The sequence below is a fragment of the Microvirga sp. RSM25 genome (genome assembly GCF_044784385.1).
GTDB lineage: Bacteria > Pseudomonadota > Alphaproteobacteria > Rhizobiales > Beijerinckiaceae > Microvirga > Microvirga tunisiensis.
In genome coordinates, this window is the sequence record NZ_CP173040.1 from 455,108 (window position 1) to 472,628 (window position 17,521).

16 protein-coding genes and 3 pseudogenes are annotated in these 17,521 nt (G+C 59.7%); 10 read left to right on the plus strand and 9 right to left on the minus strand.

Annotated features, from left to right (window positions below):
- Nucleotides 1-115: 115 nt before the first annotated feature.
- The 3 genes from ACD578_RS28155 to ACD578_RS28165 all read right to left on the minus strand — a co-directional run bounded on the left by ACD578_RS28155 (nt 116) and on the right by ACD578_RS28165 (nt 2,323).
- On the minus strand, nt 116-391 hold the full coding sequence (locus ACD578_RS28155) for a PilZ domain-containing protein (RefSeq protein WP_404295416.1): 276 nt from the start codon (nt 389-391) through the stop codon (nt 116-118).
- Entirely contained in the window at nt 388-669 is a 282-nt protein-coding gene (locus ACD578_RS28160) for a DUF6894 family protein (RefSeq protein ID WP_404295418.1), read from the minus strand. The genes ACD578_RS28155 and ACD578_RS28160 overlap by 4 nt, the downstream gene beginning before the upstream one ends.
- 298 nt (nt 670-967) lie before the next feature.
- The gene (locus ACD578_RS28165) at nt 968-2,323 is read right to left on the minus strand and encodes an IS1380 family transposase (protein ID WP_404294322.1); all 1,356 of its coding nucleotides are present in this window, start codon (nt 2,321-2,323) and stop codon (nt 968-970) included.
- 697 nt (nt 2,324-3,020) lie between these two features.
- Between ACD578_RS28165 and ACD578_RS28170 the strand changes: the two genes are divergently transcribed.
- Together ACD578_RS28170 and ACD578_RS28175 are read left to right on the plus strand one after the other, a co-directional pair.
- A complete protein-coding gene (locus ACD578_RS28170; RefSeq protein ID WP_404295499.1) occupies nt 3,021-3,302 on the plus strand; it encodes a LuxR C-terminal-related transcriptional regulator in 282 nt (93 codons plus the stop codon).
- Nucleotides 3,303-3,362: 60 nt separating this feature from the next.
- Nucleotides 3,363-3,620 carry a PilZ domain-containing protein gene (locus tag ACD578_RS28175; RefSeq protein WP_404295421.1) on the plus strand — a complete coding sequence of 86 codons (258 nt, stop codon included), beginning with the start codon at nt 3,363-3,365 and terminating at the stop codon, nt 3,618-3,620.
- A 534-nt stretch (nt 3,621-4,154) separates the two neighbouring features.
- Here the strand turns inward: ACD578_RS28175 and ACD578_RS28180 are convergent.
- Both ACD578_RS28180 and ACD578_RS28185 read right to left on the minus strand, forming a co-directional pair.
- Nucleotides 4,155-4,496, minus strand: a complete 342-nt coding sequence (locus ACD578_RS28180) for a hypothetical protein (protein WP_404295424.1) — start codon at nt 4,494-4,496, stop codon at nt 4,155-4,157.
- A gap of 725 nt (nt 4,497-5,221) precedes the next feature.
- A complete protein-coding gene (locus tag ACD578_RS28185) occupies nt 5,222-5,446 on the minus strand; it encodes a hypothetical protein (RefSeq protein WP_404295427.1) in 225 nt (74 codons plus the stop codon).
- Between the two features lie 1,065 nt (nt 5,447-6,511).
- On the opposite strand from ACD578_RS28185, the gene ACD578_RS28190 reads away from it, so the two are divergent.
- The 3 genes and pseudogenes from ACD578_RS28190 to ACD578_RS28200 form a co-directional block, all read left to right on the plus strand.
- Nucleotides 6,512-7,075: a hypothetical protein gene (locus ACD578_RS28190; protein ID WP_404295641.1), complete on the plus strand. Its 564-nt coding sequence runs from the start codon at nt 6,512-6,514 to the stop codon at nt 7,073-7,075.
- On the plus strand, nt 7,075-7,359 hold the full coding sequence (locus ACD578_RS28195) for a GGDEF domain-containing protein (protein WP_404295502.1): 285 nt from the start codon (nt 7,075-7,077) through the stop codon (nt 7,357-7,359). The genes ACD578_RS28190 and ACD578_RS28195 overlap by 1 nt, the downstream gene beginning before the upstream one ends.
- Nucleotides 7,245-7,487 (plus strand): annotated as a pseudogene (locus ACD578_RS28200) (diguanylate cyclase domain-containing protein); the annotation flags it as partial. The gene ACD578_RS28195 and the pseudogene ACD578_RS28200, both read left to right, overlap by 115 nt.
- Before the next feature lie 577 nt (nt 7,488-8,064).
- On the opposite strand, the gene ACD578_RS28205 reads toward ACD578_RS28200, so the two are convergent.
- Nucleotides 8,065-8,211 carry a DUF1127 domain-containing protein gene (locus ACD578_RS28205; protein WP_152717028.1) on the minus strand — a complete coding sequence of 49 codons (147 nt, stop codon included), beginning with the start codon at nt 8,209-8,211 and terminating at the stop codon, nt 8,065-8,067.
- 1,023 nt (nt 8,212-9,234) lie between these two features.
- On the opposite strand from ACD578_RS28205, the pseudogene ACD578_RS28210 reads away from it, so the two are divergent.
- A pseudogene (locus ACD578_RS28210) lies at nt 9,235-9,494 on the plus strand (HU family DNA-binding protein).
- An 88-nt stretch (nt 9,495-9,582) separates the two neighbouring features.
- Here ACD578_RS28210 and ACD578_RS28215 read toward each other — a convergent pair.
- Nucleotides 9,583-9,786, minus strand: a pseudogene (locus ACD578_RS28215) (SWIB/MDM2 domain-containing protein); the annotation flags it as partial.
- Nucleotides 9,783-10,862, minus strand: a complete 1,080-nt coding sequence (locus ACD578_RS28220) for an IS630 family transposase (protein ID WP_404294242.1) — start codon at nt 10,860-10,862, stop codon at nt 9,783-9,785. The gene ACD578_RS28220 and the pseudogene ACD578_RS28215, both read right to left, overlap by 4 nt.
- 1,543 nt (nt 10,863-12,405) lie before the next feature.
- Here ACD578_RS28220 and ACD578_RS28225 point away from each other — a divergent pair.
- Together ACD578_RS28225 and ACD578_RS28230 are read left to right on the plus strand one after the other, a co-directional pair.
- Complete coding sequence (locus ACD578_RS28225) at nt 12,406-13,017, plus strand: hypothetical protein (protein WP_404295430.1); 612 nt, start codon at nt 12,406-12,408, stop codon at nt 13,015-13,017.
- A 48-nt stretch (nt 13,018-13,065) separates the two neighbouring features.
- Nucleotides 13,066-13,284: a WGR domain-containing protein gene (locus ACD578_RS28230; protein ID WP_404295433.1), complete on the plus strand. Its 219-nt coding sequence runs from the start codon at nt 13,066-13,068 to the stop codon at nt 13,282-13,284.
- 274 nt (nt 13,285-13,558) lie between these two features.
- On the opposite strand, the gene ACD578_RS28235 is transcribed toward ACD578_RS28230, so the two are convergent.
- Complete coding sequence (locus ACD578_RS28235) at nt 13,559-14,170, minus strand: hypothetical protein (protein WP_404295436.1); 612 nt, start codon at nt 14,168-14,170, stop codon at nt 13,559-13,561.
- 733 nt (nt 14,171-14,903) lie between these two features.
- Between ACD578_RS28235 and ACD578_RS28240 the strand changes: the two genes are divergently transcribed.
- Together ACD578_RS28240 and ACD578_RS28245 are read left to right on the plus strand one after the other, a co-directional pair.
- Entirely contained in the window at nt 14,904-15,449 is a 546-nt protein-coding gene (locus ACD578_RS28240; protein WP_404295439.1) for a CarD family transcriptional regulator, read from the plus strand.
- Between the two features lie 240 nt (nt 15,450-15,689).
- Nucleotides 15,690-17,045, plus strand: coding sequence for an IS1380 family transposase (locus tag ACD578_RS28245; protein ID WP_404294322.1), 1,356 nt, complete (start codon nt 15,690-15,692; stop codon nt 17,043-17,045).
- Nucleotides 17,046-17,521: the final 476 nt, after the last annotated feature.

Below are 17,521 nucleotides of genomic sequence, written 5' to 3' on the forward strand. Positions count from 1 at the left end.
GATTATAATGAGCCCTACCAGCCTAGCCAGTTGGGCGCTAACCGCCATCGAGCTCACCGGCGAGCCCGTCAGCACCTGGTCTGAGAAATAGTGGATCGACCGTGGATTTCGCAGCTCAGCGATATCCAGCCTGCTGCGGCCAAATAAAAGTGACGCCGCACTCCTCGCCTTCGCGCCATACCACGCGGGCTTCAACATTCAGAGCCAATTGCGGGATCTCTAGCTCAAATTCATGCGGCAGATCGACAGCGGTCGCAAACGTCAGCTTCGCTCCGCCGGCAGTTATATTCTGCACGCGGCACTGAAAGGTGGTGGCCCGGTCGCAGCTGGTAGCCGTTGCACGAAGAGCCGACTCTCGTCGGCAATACCGACGGCGATCACTCCCGTTCATCGTAGCATCTTCGCAATGAACAGCCCCGATCCACTGTCGTGTAGATTGGCCTCGGCGGTCAGCATGTCGAGCTGGATTGCCATGAGAAGGTTTCCGGCCTCGTCCACAACGTTGAGCTGCCAGTCGCGCCAATCTTCCTCATCAAGCCCTGCCTCCTGGCGAAACTCCTCGATGGCCTGCACCACTTGACGCTGCATTTCCACAAGACCAGCAACCTCAATCCCAGTGTCATCCGAGATGCTCTCGTGCCTGCTCGATAAGTGAAAGTAGCACCGCATATCACGAGAGCTCCACGATAAGGTTTTTGTTGAGTTTCAGGCCTTATTTGGACGGCATGCAGATGCCCATTTGTGCTCTCGGCTGGGAGGCAGCCTCGGCCAAAAGTGCCGGGATTACGCTGTTACGCTTAGTCAACGCACTCTAACCGATCGTATTCACTGAGTTTGTTGCAGTGACCTGATAGATGGCCCGGGCGCGCCAATCCGTTGCGTCTGTTTCACCGCGGCGAGGTTTGGAACGTGGGGAACGCGTTGCAGAGACGAAATGAGGTGAGCGGGGCGATGGCGGCCCCGTCGCTTATGGCGAGGCCGCCCGGGGCTGGGGTGCCAGAGCGCTCGCAAGACGGCGGACGAGATCCGCTTCCGGACAGCACGAGGCAAAGGCCAGTCGGATGCGGCTGGTGCTTTCCTGCACCCGCACGGCGATCTTGAGCAGGCGCAGCCGCAGCGTTGCGAACTCCGCCCGGGCGAGATCGCGAGTGGCTGGGATGGCCTCCCGCACTGCCAGCATCAGCCAATAGGCGGCCGTGTGCAGCACGAGGCGAACCTGATTGGCCACCGCGCGCCGGCACGAGGTCCGATCAGACGCGAGTTGCGCCTTGTGGAACTTGATCCAGTTCTCGGCCTGACCCCGGGCACAGTACAGGCTCTCGTAGATGACTCGCGGGCTGGTTCTGATCAGGTTGGTGACCACAAAGCGGATGTCGAGCCCGAGGCGGGTCGCCTCAATGCGGGCCACCACCCGTCGCTCGCACGACCAGCTTTTGGCCCGGTGCATCGTCTCGGCAAAGCCGCGAACGACCTCGCGATCCTCCAGTGCCCTGTGGGTGCGCACCGCATCCGCCACATCCTGGACTTTGGCGGTGAGCGGCCTCGTGCCGGCCAGCCCAAAGAGGTAGCTGAGGCCGTTCTGCTCGCAGAACTCCATGGCCTCGGGACGGGCATAGTGACTGTCACCCCGGATGGTGATGCGTGTCGTCGGCCAACGGGTGCGGATGCGCCGCACCAACCGGCGTAGATGCGCCCGCACCTCGATGCCAGACGGCGTCTTGCCCGGCCGCAGCACGATGGCGACGGGGCGGCCGGTGGCGCTGTCGTAGACGTGGATCGGCAGAAAGCAGCGCTCGTCATAATGGGCGTTGAACAGTGACAGCTGCTGATGTCCGTGCACCACGTCACAGGTGTCATCGACGTCCAGCACCGCCCCGTCGGGCGGAGTGGGATAGCTGTCCATCCATTGATCCACCAGAGCATAGGTCAGCCGGATCGCATCGCGCAGGCTCGGGGCGTTCTCCAGGCGCGAGAGGGTCGGCTGCGAGGCCAGATCGGCCCCGGTCTCCGGCAAGTGGCCGCAGGCGAGCTTGAACGCCGGATCCGAGCGCAGCGGGCCGAAGTCGTTGCAATCCTCATAGCCGCACGCGATGGCGAAGATGCGGGCGCGGATCATGTCGGTGATCGCGTGTGTCACGCGGCTCGGATCGCGCCGATCGGGGATGAGGCGCGCCAGCCGCTCGGCGATCCCGAGCTGGTGCTCGGCCTGGGCCAGGAGCATGACGCCGCCGTCCGACGACAGGCGCCCACCGTCAAAGGCGGCGGTGATCTTCTTGCGGGATACGGCTGGAAACGAGAACGTCGGGGTTGTATCGTCCGTCATGGCGGGTGTGGCAGCCTTGAAGGGGTTGCAGGATCGGCTTCAGCAACCAAATCCTACGCTGCTTCAAGCGCTTAAGCTACATCCGCCAGCCTTCTCCAGCCCTCTCGTGCATAAGAACGGCTAAGGCAGCTCAAAAGGGGACTGCCGTTGCCGGCAGCCCAAGTTGTGGGAGGAACGACACTCGTCAGAGTGTACGGTGCTGCGGATAGGTGCAGACCGCGCAGCGCCATTACCATTATGGAGCCGGGCAGGAAATACTCTGTCGCAAATGTAATCGTTTACGCAATTTTATTTTTAACAGAATCGTGTCTTTGTGTTAGTAAAGTCACAGTAACCAGATGTTTAATACGTATCAAAGTGTTCGCTACCCGACATTGGAACCCTTGAGAGCAGCCGAAGAACTCACAGCAACTAGGGATCTCCTGTATGAAATCAGTGCTGCCTCTCATCTATCAGCTGACCGTCATGCACTACCTCGGAAGCATGTGAGGTCAGTGCATACGAGCCGTCTTTTATTCTGGATCGCTATAGCGTTTGGAACGTCTCTAGGAGACAACGCCTGCGTCCGGGTATTTATCCTGGCTTGACAGGATTGCGGTGGGCAATGGCGAAGATAAAGGCAGTGATCGGGATCCCCGATGATGCGGAACGGTCATGCGCGGCCGATCGAAATCGACATCAGAGGTCTGAGCCGCGTATGGGCGATGCCTCCTCCCATGACAGGCCAACCAACACAGCGCCTACATTATTGCCGCCAGAAGCACAGGTTCTTCTCTCCCTACTCGCGGGAAAGCAGAGCGCCAGAATTGCCGACGAACTGGGTGTTGATGAGACTTGGGTGAAAGAACATATCAAAGCGATCCTACGGAAGCTAAGACCCACAAAGCCCAAGCTGAATAAATGCGGAAGGGTATCTTGTAACGTCGACAAGAGTTTCTCCCCCGCGACACCACCGCGATCTCCGAGGCAGCGATTTTGAGCAAGCTCCACGCCAGCTTTGCTTCCTATGAGACCCATCCCACAGGACTGGATCTCCTGAATGAGCCCTCTACTGCCCGAACGTCGATCAAGTGAGCGGTCCCCCACCTGCTTGGAGGGATGGTTTGAGAGCGAGATGACCGGCGACCCAACTGCATGCACCGTCTGGGATCTGTCTGAAACCGGGGTACGGCTTGTGATCCCCGCCCCCGCCGATGTTCCTCTCGAGTTCGAACTGAAGATCCCGAACGAGGGCGCTATCGCTATGGTCCGCCTGGTCTGGACCAGCGGAAGCCACTATGGGGCGCGGTTCACCTGATCGCTGAAAGCCAGTTCACCACCGACTCATCAGCACCTGGTCAAGGACTGAGGGTAAGTTTCGCCCCAGAACTGTTGCGTTCCCGACAGACGGCAGATGCAAGATCGCCTACAAAGGCGTAACCGGCTCTTTCTGCCCCTACGGGCCGGACCTTGAAGCGCTCCCTTGAGACGGTGGCGCTTCTTTTTTGACCAAACTCGCCTCTTCCCCAACTTCAAGGCATGCTCTCTCCGTTCTTGATGCGGAGTGACCATGCCCCTGAAGTGGAGACCCTGCGAGTAGCGCAGAGACAGGAGTTTCGCGGGAGGCCTCGGCCCCATTCCTTCTGGCTCGTTTATCCACACAAGACAGGCGGCTTCGGTGATGGGCCGTGGCTCTGGACCGTGAACGGCCTGCCTCACAACGCCAAGGTGCCATGACTGGGCTTTGCCAACACCTTTAGAAAGGTAACAGGCAGCGAGTGAGAATTTTTTGACTTATGGCTTGAACGGTCGGAACTGAGGATATCCTCGCGACATGGGCCGCACTAATCGATCAGTCCGCTTGAGCCTCGCCCGGTGGCGTAGCGTTCACGGACTTCTTAGGCCGGCGAGACGATTTCAAAGCCGGGAGATCTTCGGATTGGGGTATGCCCTGGCTCTCTGCACCGTCCGCCGCCTTTTTCTTCCCGTGCTTGCCAGCGCTATGCGTTGAACTCTCATCGTTCCGGAGCCGTTCCAAGCCCTTTTGGACGGTCTTCAAGAAGACCTCAGCAGCAGACCCCGTCTCCTGAACCACAGCGAGTTTTGTGAGCGTCCGCTCCAGCTTCTCACCGCGTCGGATAGCCTTCGCGGTCAGAACTAACTCATCACCAATGATTTTGGACTTCTTCGCCATGGGGCACCCTTCACAATATCGAGGGAACTTCGGTAGCAGCCCTATCGCACCAACAACAGTGAAGCTTTTATGACGGTTTGATGACCGCAGCGCTTCAGGCGAGGCATTACGGGTGCCCAATGGCCGGATCAGCGGCCAAGGCGCTGCAGTCAGCCTCCCTAAGGGTCACGTTAAATGTGACCCTTAGGGAGGCTTCCAAGTGCGGCTTCCTGCTGATGGCGAGGGTCTACTGCTGGATGTTGAAAGTCTGTTAGCGGACTTGGCAGGCGACTTGACGAGGCGGGCTTGCTGATCAATCTCGGTATTCGGTTGCAGCTCTACAACATCGGTTCCAGATGCCATGCCGATCCTGACAATGGCGGCAATAGTGCGAACAGTGCCCCTTACAAGTAGTGTGGTGAAGGTTCTGCGAATCGCCTGAGCGAAGCGATCATGGCAGGATGGTGATGGCCGCCCATGTCTCGAAGGCGGCGCTGCGGGCCTTACGGCAGCTGGCAGTCAACCGGTGGCGCAGGTGAACCCTACCGTATGAGCAGGTGGATCCGCCTTTGTCGCGAATGGGATTGGTTCGGGCGGCATTTGGTTTGATCGTGCTGACTGTCGTGTGCTTCGCGGCTGTGATCATCCGTCCATGGTGGGCATGATCGTTTCGCCGGATACGGTCGACGATCGTCCCACACCGCCGAGCCTCGATCGAACCAGATCTCGCGCGGGACTCGGTCTCTTCAGTTGGCGGATGATGCGTCTCCTCCGCCGAGATCACACTTCGCAGCCTCGGCCAGAGTCTTCGCCCGATAACCCCGGGCAATCCGATCTATTATCGCTGTCTGTTCGTCGGCAAAGGCCTGGGTTATCCGCCGGTTCTCGACCCAGCGCGGGTAAAAGCGACGGCGCTGCTCCACCTCCCATTTGGCGCAAGTAGCGAGTTGCACTGCGGGGGAGGTCATCATGCATGGACCTTCAGCGCCGCCCGCATGAATGGGTTGGCAATCTCCCGCAGCGGACCTGCCATGCCCCTGTCGATCCACTCAGCCGTTGGGCCACCCGTTAAATTGGGCATGCAAACTCAGGCTGCATACTCCCAGCCGTTTTCTTTGGCTGGTGGTGTTGCTTGGGTCAGCGCGGCTAATTCTTTGGTAACTATACTCATTCACGGTACTGACTATGCGGATGTCTCTCCGCGCGTTTTCAATAGTGAGTCCTCCAGTGGAGTTCATTCTTTTCCTGATTGTTGTTGCCGCCTTGTCGATTTCGATACTTCTCCCAGCCGTGCACATGCTGATGTCACCAAATGGAAGCAGGCGAGCGCCTACTCCTCGAAGCATCGCGTTCGGTGAGCGTCGCGCTTGAGGGTATTGTTCTGCTGAAGGTCATGGCCGACCTTCCATCCTGACGCAGACTCCCTCATCACCAACTATGAGCCGCCCGGTGAGGTAGGTGACAGGTCGGACGCTAGCGCCGCTGCGATCATAGGTTGAATGAGCGCGCGGCTCGCATTGGACATCTGCGGATCTCACCGCGCTGCTGAGTAGCGCCTCACCCTTGGTGAGTGTTTTACTCCCTGGGTTTTCGTTCTCTGGACACAGCGGTCTGTTCTTACCCAAACGTCAGCAGGACCCATCGCGCCATAACCGTCATGTAATCGATTTCCTGTTCAACAAGATCTTGTGCAAGCCTAGCCGGTCGTACAACGACCCTGTTTGATGGTCGGGGAGCGTCTGGGTGATCCCTAGACCAGAGCTATTCCGCTCCGCGCCTGGGGCCACTGAACCCCAGTGGTCCCTTTCTTTGTGCACAGCGGAGTTTGATTCAATGCCGCGTTACTCCTTTGACACTCGGTCAACTGCTTCGGACGATCAATGCAGCTCGACTTCCCGACTCTTGGTGCTGTGTTCGTTCTGAACAGGGCAATTCTCACAGCACTGCTTTTCTTCGCCTGGGCGCTCAATCGACAGGTCAAAGCCCTTGCCTAGTAGGGACTTGCATTCCTTCTCATCCTCGTGGGCATGGGCCTCATGGTAGTTGCGCAGGGGGCTCCGACCCTCGCCATCCTGCTTATTGCGAACAGTCGCTTGATCGCCGCCTATAGTGTCCTCTACAGAGGCTGCCAGGCGTTCAATGCGCGACCGATAAATCTGCCCCTGCTCTTGGTCGGCGTGGTCCTGTGGTGGGTGGCATTCCCTTTCATTGCTAACAGCCCAACCATGAGATTGGTCCTTACATCCGCAATCGGCGCTGGTTGCGCGCTGATGTCGGCCTGGGAACTCTGGTGGCATGCACGCCATCGGCTGGCATCGCACGTCACTGCCACCATTCTCCTGATTGGACTAGTTGGCTTTAACATCCTGCGAGGACTGCTTGGATTCTCACTCGCGCAGTCATTTTGGATCGCCGGCCCTGTCCCACCATGGTCCGGTGCGATAGCAATCGGAATTGCGACATTTATGCCGACGATAGCGTTTGTCTTTCTGTCCATGACGAAAGAACAACTAGAGTATCAACACAAGCGGGCAGCTTTGATCGAGCCGCTGACAAAGATCCCAAACGCAGAGCCTTTCACGAAGATGCCGCAGCGCTGATTTCACAGCAGCGGAAGGCGCCCACCAGTTGTTGGCTCTTCGATTTTGATGACTTCAAGCAGATCAACGTTACCTATGGTCATAAGGTGGGTGATTATGTGTTAGAAATCTTCGGCGGGATCTTGTCCGACCACCTTCCAGGTAGTGTCTACGGCCGCTTGGGGGAGAGGAGTGCAGCGCGATCGTCCCTCTCTCCGGAGAAGACGCTGGGAGACTGGCCGAGCAAATCCGGCATTCGTTTGAATCCGTTGCGACGATTGTTCTCGGCCAGCGTGTGCGTGTGACCGTCATCTTTCGTTGCGCGACCGGTACAACGTCAACCGTCAAAGACCTGCTGCGCCATGCAGACACCGCCCTGTACGGAGCCAAGGCTCAAGGTCGGAACGTGGTTGTCTCCGCATCGTCGCGTTAACCAACTCCGTGCAGAGGCCCACCCGATCGGTGGTTCGGGCGCGAGCCACGATACCAGTCCCCTCTGCCCAAGCCATGAAGGTCTGAACTCGGGCTCGGACATGATCGGCGTCGTCGGCAAGACAGCGGACGAGATTTGCCACCGGATCGTGTACCGGGAGGCAGTGCGGGGCCTGCCCCACTGATTGGGTTCGCTTCATGATTCGCTCGCGTCAGCGGGTCGGCCGACGAGAACCCGCCGCGCGATTATTCACACGCTGGTGCTGGCGATGTTCGACACCCGGCATGAAGTCTCCCTTGGCTCCGCGATCAATGGCGGGTTTCGGTCGCGGCGAAGCTGGATCAGGACGTCGAACGTAAAACCATCTTGATCAGCAACCCGCCACTGCGACGATGTCGTCTTCGGCTCGAGCGGCGGAATACTTGAAAGACGAGTTGCACAATGGCTTGCGAGAAGACGACTATCAGAACCGTCGCATCAGTGTTCTCCTCGGGACGAGAGGAGGAGGCGTTCGTCTGTGCCGCACGCCGTCGAGCAGGTGTCGAAGCGCGTTTCCGAGCGGCAAGAGGTGAGACCGTTATCTGCGTCGAGCGATGCTGTCGATCTGGAAACGTCTGATACCGAGGTCGTCGAGTTCCCGATCGGAGAGCCTGGACAACTCGTTGACGGTCGCATGATAGCGGACGTAGGCACGGATCTGAGCAAGGATCTGGGACACGAACATCTGGACCTCCTGTCCGTTCGCTGGCGTGAGGGCAGGGGTGTTGGCCCTGCGTATGCTGCGCACCATCCATACCTGTGCGACGCACAAATGAGCAGGGATGCTAAACCCGAGGCAGGCATGCTCACGATGCATGCTGGTGTCATAAATCATTTATCGGAGTGCTCATGAGCCATGGCCGGCGCGATCTGGAGGAAGATATTTTGCTGCCCATTCCTCCTTCCCTGGAGGAGAGCAAGGCAGTGAGCACACATGATCCGTTCAGAGGGTTCTGATCGGAAGTATGAGAGCTTATGGGGAGCCTTTGAGAGGGATCCCTCCGGGAGCTTCTTGGTTTTCGTCATGGCTATGACCCATCCCTGGATCTCTATCACCTGCTACACGCAGTGCCGGTAGCTTCTGCGCTCAGCTTGGCTTGCCCAGGATCTCCGCTCGACCTTTACAACCGATCTCGGCGAAGTGGCCCTTGTCCCGGGGATGGGCAGGAACGTTCAATTCGCCTATGAGGACGAGGTCATCTGAAGATCGCAAGCGCGATGGGAGCTTCCTGGAGGTCAAACTCCTGAAACATCGTGTCCGCGATCCGTTGGATCCCGAACGTGCCTCGGTCACAGTAATCCCGAGCTGCCGATGAGGTTAATGATGCGGCTGACGGGCCGGGCTGATGCGCGGTCGGAGAAACGGGGCTGAGGGCCGCGTCCACGTCGCTCGGGCGTCACCATTAACTGTCGCTGATGCTAAGCAAGCGATCGCCCTGCGGCCGTATTCGCCCACGAATGCTGTGGAACCGGTGATCTGTGGAGTTGAAATCCGCACCGGAACCCGATGCCGATGCTACTGTCCGAAACGCTCGTGGCGGCTGACGACGAGTTTCCAGTGGCAAAAGCGGCAACGAAGAAAGCGCTGTTCCGCAAGGTCGCAGCGACCAAGGCAGCCAAGGCTCGGGCCAAGACGGCGGCGGCAAAGACCCTCGCTAAGGCCGCAGCCGGCAAGACAACGGCGAAGGCTGCCGCTGCGGCGAACGGCATTCTCACCTTGCGCACCGTCACCGACACGCACGAGCTCCCGAGGCGTCAGGCAAACGATATCCTCACGCAGGTGATTGGCTCATCGCCAAGAGCCTGAAGAAGGGCGGCAAGATCCGCCTGACCGGCCTCGGCATCTTGCAGGTGCGCCAGCGCGCCGCCCGCATGGGTCGCAATCCGCAGACCGGTCAGCCGATCAAGATCAAGGCCTCGAAGAAGATCGCCTCCCGGCCGGCCAAGGAACTCAAGGAATCGATCTAAGCCTTGCGCAGCGGTGCGGCGGAATGGCTGAGCGCACGCCCACCGCGCCCGAGGTCTGGCGGGCAGGCCTGTCGTTCCCTGACCAATCTCAGGATAGGTGCTGGGCGAAGTGCTTGTTCATCTCGAACATGCTCACCTTGCTCTTGCCCCCGAAGACCGCTTTGAGCTTGTCATCCGCCAGGATCTCTCGCTTGTTCTCGGGGTTCTGCAGATTGTTGGCTTTGATGTAGTCCCACACCTTGCTCACAACTTCAGTGCGGGGCAGCGGGGAAGATCCAACCACTGCCGCTAGTGTTGTGACTCTAACGCTTGTTTCGCACGAAAGACCTTTTCGAGGATAGTGGCGGCAGAAGCCGTCCAGACGAAGGGCTTCGGATCAGCATTGTGGTACTCCAGGTATTCCATGATCGTGGCCTCCAAGTCAGGAACGCTGGTGAAAGCGTTGCGGCGGATGCTCTCTTGGGTGATCAGGGCGAAGAACCGCTCGACCTGGTTGAGCCACGAGGCCGATGTCGGCGTGAAGTGCAGGTGGAAGCGAGGGTGCTTCGCCAACCAAGCTTTCACCTTTGGGTGCTTGTGCGTCGCGTAATTATCGACAATCAGGTGCAGGTCGAGGCGCTTGTCGGTGTTGCGATGGATGACGCGCAGGAAGCGGAGAAACTCCTGATGGCGATGCCGCTTCATGCAGGTGCCCAGGACCGTTCCGGTCGCCACATCGAGAGCGGCAAACAAGGTCGTGGTGCCATGCCGTTTATAGTCATGGGTCATCGTGCCGGCGCGCCCCTTCTTGAGCGGCAAGCCCGGCTGGGTGCGGTCAAGCGCCTGGATCTGAGACTTCTCATCAACCGAGAGAACCAGGGCCCTGTCCGGCGGATCGAGATACAAGCCGACCACGTCCTGAACCTTCTCGACGAAACGTTTGTCAGTGGAGAGCTTGAACGTCTTGACCAAGTGCGGCTTGAGGCCGTGGGCGTGCCAGATCCGCTGCACGCTGGTGTGGGACAGGCCCACGGCAGCCGCCATCGAGCGCACGCTCCAGTGGGTCGCTCGCGGTGGTTTCTCATGCAGGGTCATGTCGACAACCCGATGGATCACAGCGGTCGAAAGAGGCTTGCGCCCCGGTGGGCGAGAGGCGTCCTTGAGAAGCCCCTCCACGCCAGCCTGCGCATAGCGACGGCGCCAGCGCCGGACGGTCAGAGTGCTCGTGCCAACGCGGGCGGCCACCTCGGTGGCGCGCAAGCCCTCGCCCGTCAGCAGAACAATCCGAGCCCGCCAGACAACCTTCTGGGGCGTATTGCGATCCCGGACCAGGTTCTCCAGGCGATCCCGATCAGCCGTCGGAACCTCAATGCGTTCGATCTTACCCATCCTGGCAGGATCGCATGTTGCACTGGATTTCGGAATCACCCGTCAGTGACAGAACACTAGTTCGGTCGAAGGCTGCAGCGGCTTCATCAGAGCCGGATTTGGCTTCTTGACTGGTTTGGTTTCTGACATTGTGAAACTCCGTTGTTGCTCTTGGGTGCCATCTGCCGAGGCAAGGTGTCGGGACCATGGCGAGCACGGACCTAACAGTCTCTTAACCCCGCTCCAGCCTCCCTGGGCCCGGAACTATGCTTCCTCCAGACCATTGATGTCCGCCAGTGGAATTGACCCACATCGCGGAATGCTCATGCACCTGTGTGATGCTTCGGTCTCATCCGATCGGCCCGTTTCACGATACTGTCGTCAATTTCTGCGAGAGCCAGGAGGCTAACCTAAATCGCTCATTCGAACCTCAGGTGCTCGCACCCGACGCTCGCTTTTGTCCAGCTCCAGCCCTACCACATTGCCTAACTCAAGGCCGATAAGACGCAACGTTGAGAGGCTCAAATCGCAAGCCAGCGAACGAGCATAAGCTGCCAGTCTTGACGTTCGAGTTTGTAGAGGCCCTGCGACGAGAGGTAGGTCCTCACTTCCTGCGCGACATCGGCGTCGATTGCAGCCGGAGCGACTAGCAGTCCGGCTGCGATGCGGTCGACTGATCTCGTTCGCACCTGATAGTGTGCGGAGTCACACATCGGCTCATCGTGCGCCCATCTACATCGATTATGCGATACCGGAATACATCGCACGCAGTCTGGTGGGAAGGCTGGTGCTCAGCCTCTCGCCAGGGCGTTTCGTACTTGTGCACAGCGTCCGGTTGCACTTCGGCCATTCTTGGCGCATCGTGGGGGCGTGGTGTTGCAACCGGCATCACAAAAGCGCCCTGACAGTGAGCTCCGCACGGCTAACTCTGTCAGGGCGTTGTCATTCGTGCGCGCTTTGCTGTCGTCGGCGAAAAGCTTGTCTTCATAGTTTGGTTCTTCTCCCGTGGATCACGAACGTCTTGACGAAGTTCAAATCAGCATCTCTACCAAGGCGTCGTTGTATCTTCCGTTCGGGCGCTAGCAATTCCACCACATCTCACTCTCATGTTCTGACAGAAGCTTGCCCGGACATCTCGGCCTCTAACGGCACTTACCCGTGCATGCATGATCCTTACCCAGGGGGCATTCATGGCTCACTTTGCCAACACCAAGCTCCATCACTAGGAGACAGCCACCACGAAGGCGGACATGGAATTCTCATCGTGGCCAGACATTGAATGGGTAGCTTGGCAAACCTAACGCTGATCGACGGCTTCGCGACACTCAGGAGTGTCTCACCCAGCGGCATATCAGTGAGAAGGAGAAGTCTCGGGCCTAAGGCCAGCGGCTGAGCGGAAACCATATTGCGGGGTTCAGGGTTGCCTCCCCCGTCCTCTGCCATGTACGAAAGATAGGCGTCCTCAACCCCTTACATTCTCTGGATTTCATGACTGTTCGCCGCCGCTTTCTCCTTACCCCATCCTTCGCTCGGCTGATCCGGCGCGAGAGGGGCGGCCTGCGCCATGTCGAGGCTTCTTCCCGAACAGCGGGATCGCTCCTCCTGGGTCCGCCTCGAAGAGGACAGGGGCCTGCTGATCCTCAAGACGATCGGCCCACACGGTGAGACCGAGGACGAGGCCGAAATCCCGCTGGCCCATGCCCATGCGCTGCTCGATGTCTGCGCCGGCGAGGTTGACTACACCCGGACACCCCTGCCGATCGGCGAGGGGAATGCCCTGGTCGACGAGATCGTCCGCCCCCGTGCCCTACACTTTGTCACCGTGGAATTCGCCTCTGAAGGGGAATCGAGGGGCTTTCGTCCGCTGGAGTGGTTCGGGGCTGAGCTGACGGCGGATCCTCGCTATACCAACCAAGCCATCGCCCTGAGAGGGCTCGATGAGGCTCCGCAGATCCCGCTGTCCGATGCATCACTCAACAGCCTGATCGACACCCTGGAAGGCCGCTTCCCCGCGCAGGCGCGGATCGCCGTCAACCGGCCCAAGGCCAAGCAGGTGCCGGTGATGAGAGCCAAGGCGCAGACCAGCGGTGAAACCGTCAAGGTCAACCTCGACGAGATCGAGGCGGCCATGATGCGCGAGATGGAGAGGACCCTGCGGAAGGGTAAACCCGAGTAGAGGCCGCTCCCAGGGTGCCGGGCCCGTTCGCCCATACGGCACCACCTGGTGCTCTATCGGCGTGACCCGGAGCAGGGCAGGGCACGCTTCTTCAGCCTGATGATTGAGCGTGATCTGTTCGGCACGATCCGGCTGGTTCACAACTGGGGCTTCGTTGGCTGCAAAGGCAAAGAGAAGGTCGAGATCTTTCCTGATGAAGTCAGAGCCGCGGAAGCGCTGGGCAGCCGCCCAGCGGAAAAAGGGCTATACAGACCTCTGACTCATTAGGGGAGGATCGCTGCGCTGTTCGGGGCAGCGTGTCAGCTCCTGGAGGGCCTAGCGTCTGGCCTGGCGTTTCGCGGATCGCTTCATGGTGACCTTCTGGCCAGTGCGCGGATCAAGGATGGTGAGGGTCATAGAAACCTCCTGCAATTGATCTCAGCACGCTCAAAACCGCCCATCCTTCTGTGGCCGTCGTCACACAGACCCTTTGTGACCTGGCGCACAATCATGCATCGGCAACACGGCTAGATTGAAGGGGTGACTTGTGTTCCTCCCTGACCTAAGCGCCTCGGTTCGCTCCCGGGGCGTTCTTTTTGGCCAGGTGCACAGCCTTATCGGGACTTCGCATCCCGACGCGCGAGCAGCTTTGCCGCCTTGGCGATCGTGAGTGGACGCGGAGGATGAACAACTGGGAGCCGGGAGGTCGACGCAAGGGGATCCCGTCTGCATAAAGCGCCTCTTCGACTCTGGACTGCAACTCCCGGGCGGCTTCATGAAGCTTGTGCGCGGGGACCTGGGAATTGTGTCCAGTCTTGATGTAGCGTGCCTCTGTCGGCTTATCGAAATCCCGGGCTGCATCGCACACGAGCCTGATCCGCTTTCCAATCACCAGCCCTCTCCGCTCCGCCACGTCCGCGAGGTTCGTTAGTCTGTGACTGTAGGGTTGTCTGCCCAGTTCACTCTTCTCGATACCCTGAAGCCTCAGATAGGCCTTCAGGAACAGTTTGATGGAATGGAAGTAGAGAAACTCCTCATAGAAGCCGCCCGATGGCTTCGGAGCGGCTTTCAGGACGGCCGCATCGTGCAGATAGGCATGGGCCAGGTTGAACCATGCTAACGGTGTTTCACTCACGCCTGCCCCTTCCAACAGCATGTCTCTGATCGTCATCATGGCCCCTGAGGGGAGGGACAAGCGGTACGGCAACCGAAAAGCGATCTCAATGAGGAGCGCTGGAATCCTATACCCGTGAGCGCTGCCCTTGGATTGTCAGCACTCCTCCGGCCACAAAGTCCAGTCTGACACGCTCCGTCCGCTCAAGCGCGACCGACAATATCCCAGAGCGAAGGCCAGGCTGCTTCCAGGTCATGAGACACCCTGCTGGCTTTGGATTGTTATCGTTATCGTTCGATGGTTTCGGCGCGACTGGCCGCTGGTCGATCTGTCGCTTGCACATGGGGCCCCCTTTCCCTGTCACCCACTTAGCGCACCAACATTGTGCGAAGGTCGCTTCGCCAAAGGCGATGATGGCAGGCGGTGAGGAATTCCGCCGGCGAGTTCGGCAAAGGCAGAGCTCAAACCACCTTGTTCTGGGCTGCAGGCCTTGCCGCTGACGTAAAGACAACGTTAACCAAGGCATTCCATCATCTTATGGTTGCGTTTAGGCATCGGCATCGAGCAGCCGGTGATGAGACTACGCTTCAGTGAACCCAGCGTAGCGCGCGTTAAGCATCGTTGAATGAGCCCTCTTGCATGGCGAAGGTGGGCATCCGATATGCGGGAACCGCACAAAAGATATCGAGTTCTGACAACCGACGCTCCACAAGCGAGAGTAGCGAATTCGACATCTTCGACACCGATCGTCTCATATGAAGCATGATCTGTGGCTCAAGGAGAGCTTTTCTGAATGACAACGAAGAACAATGCTCTGAGCTTCCAGACTGGTGAAACGGTCGTGTATCCCGGCCATGGCCTTGGGGTGATCACAGGGATCGAGGAACAAGAGGTGGCCGGGTTCAAACTTGACCTCCTTGTGCTTTCACTCGACTCGGGAAAAGTCACGGTCCGCATTCCCCTAACCAAAGCGAAGAGCAGCGGCTTGAGAAAGCTGTCCGAGCCGGCCGTCGCCAACCAGGCACTCGAGACCCTGAGTGGAAAGGCTCGATCCAAGCGTGGCATGTGGAACCGCCGGGCGGCGGACTATCAGGAGCGCATCAGCACTGGGCAGCTTGTTGCCATCGCCGAGGTTCTGCGCGATCTGAACCGCGGGCCGCAGCAGGAAGAGGCATCCTACAGCGAACGGCAGATCTTCGAGAATGCCCTAGATTTCATGACGAAAGAGATCGCAGCGGTGAGAGAGATAACCGAGACCGAAGCCCGCAAACTCATCGAGCAGGGTTTAGCCAACGCCCTCCGTTCCAGCAAGCCGACCGGGAGCGAAGCGGCGGCATAACCGCATGACACACAGTTTCCATATAGGATTCTCCGAGGAGAATAGGCTGGCAGGCCCAGAGCCGGGCTGCGTGCGAGAAGCATCAGGAGGGCAGCGCGAGCATCCATGCGGACTATCTAGCCGTTCTTATGCACGAGAGGGCTGGAGAAGGCTGGCGGATGTAGCTTAAGCGCTTGAAGCAGCGTAGGATTTGGTTGCTGAAGCCGATCCTGCAACCCCTTCAAGGCTGCCACACCCGCCATGACGGACGATACAACCCCGACGTTCTCGTTTCCAGCCGTATCCCGCAAGAAGATCACCGCCGCCTTTGACGGTGGGCGCCTGTCGTCGGACGGCGGCGTCATGCTCCTGGCCCAGGCCGAGCACCAGCTCGGGATCGCCGAGCGGCTGGCGCGCCTCATCCCCGATCGGCGCGATCCGAGCCGCGTGACACACGCGATCACCGACATGATCCGCGCCCGCATCTTCGCCATCGCGTGCGGCTATGAGGATTGCAACGACTTCGGCCCGCTGCGCTCGGATCCGGCGTTCAAGCTCGCCTGCGGCCACTTGCCGGAGACCGGGGCCGATCTGGCCTCGCAGCCGACCCTCTCGCGCCTGGAGAACGCCCCGAGCCTGCGCGATGCGATCCGGCTGACCTATGCTCTGGTGGATCAATGGATGGACAGCTATCCCACTCCGCCCGACGGGGCGGTGCTGGACGTCGATGACACCTGTGACGTGGTGCACGGACATCAGCAGCTGTCACTGTTCAACGCCCATTATGACGAGCGCTGCTTTCTGCCGATCCACGTCTACGACAGCGCCACCGGCCGCCCCGTCGCCATCGTGCTGCGGCCGGGCAAGACGCCGTCTGGCATCGAGGTGCGGGCGCATCTACGCCGGTTGGTGCGGCGCATCCGCACCCGTTGGCCGACGACACGCATCACCATCCGCGGCGACAGTCACTATGCCCGTCCCGAGGCCATGGAGTTCTGCGAGCAGAACGGCCTCAGCTACCTCTTTGGGCTGGCCGGCACGAGGCCGCTCACCGCCAAAGTCCAGGATGTGGCGGATGCGGTGCGCACCCACAGGGCACTGGAGGATCGCGAGGTCGTTCGCGGCTTTGCCGAGACGATGCACCGGGCCAAAAGCTGGTCGTGCGAGCGACGGGTGGTGGCCCGCATTGAGGCGACCCGCCTCGGGCTCGACATCCGCTTTGTGGTCACCAACCTGATCAGAACCAGCCCGCGAGTCATCTACGAGAGCCTGTACTGTGCCCGCGGTCAGGCGGAGAACTGGATCAAGTTCCACAAGGCACAGCTTGCCTCCGACCGGACCTCGTGCCGGCGCGCGGTGGCCAATCAGGTTCGCCTCGTGCTGCACACGGCCGCCTATTGGCTGATGCTGGCAGTGCGGGAGGCCATCCCAGCCACTCGCGATCTCGCCCGGGCGGAGTTCGCAACGCTGCGGCTGCGCCTGCTCAAGATCGCCGTGCGGGTGCAGGAAAGCACCAGCCGCATCCGACTGGCCTTTGCCTCGTGCTGTCCGGAAGCGGATCTCGTCCGCCGTCTTGCGAGCGCTCTGGCACCCCAGCCCCGGGCGGCCTCGCCATAAGCGACGGGGCCGCCATCGCCCCGCTCACCTCATTTCGTCTCTGCAACGCGTTCCCCACGTTCCAAACCTCGCCGCGGTGAAACAGACGCAACGGATTGGCGCGCCCGGGCCATCTATCAGGTCACTGCAACAAACTCAGTGAATACGATCGGCTAGGCCGCGCCAAGAAGTTCACACTCTCCGCCTGATTTTTGCTGATACGTCCTTGCCCTGCGGCGAATAGTCGGCTGCGAGTGTCTGCTGCAGGATCCTGTCACGGATCAGCCGCTTCATGCTTCCTACCATTCTCGCCATGTCATAGAGCCAGTTCTGCAGGGCTGTCACATTCGCCATGACCTGGAACGGCGGTTCGGGCGGGAGCGGCTATGCCAAGTGGTCTGCCAGCTCGTTCACCAGTTCCGCAATCGCCGTGTTGCCGTCACGTAGCTGCTGCAAGTCCGCATCCAACATGTCTGATGTCTCCTGAGCCTTTCCGG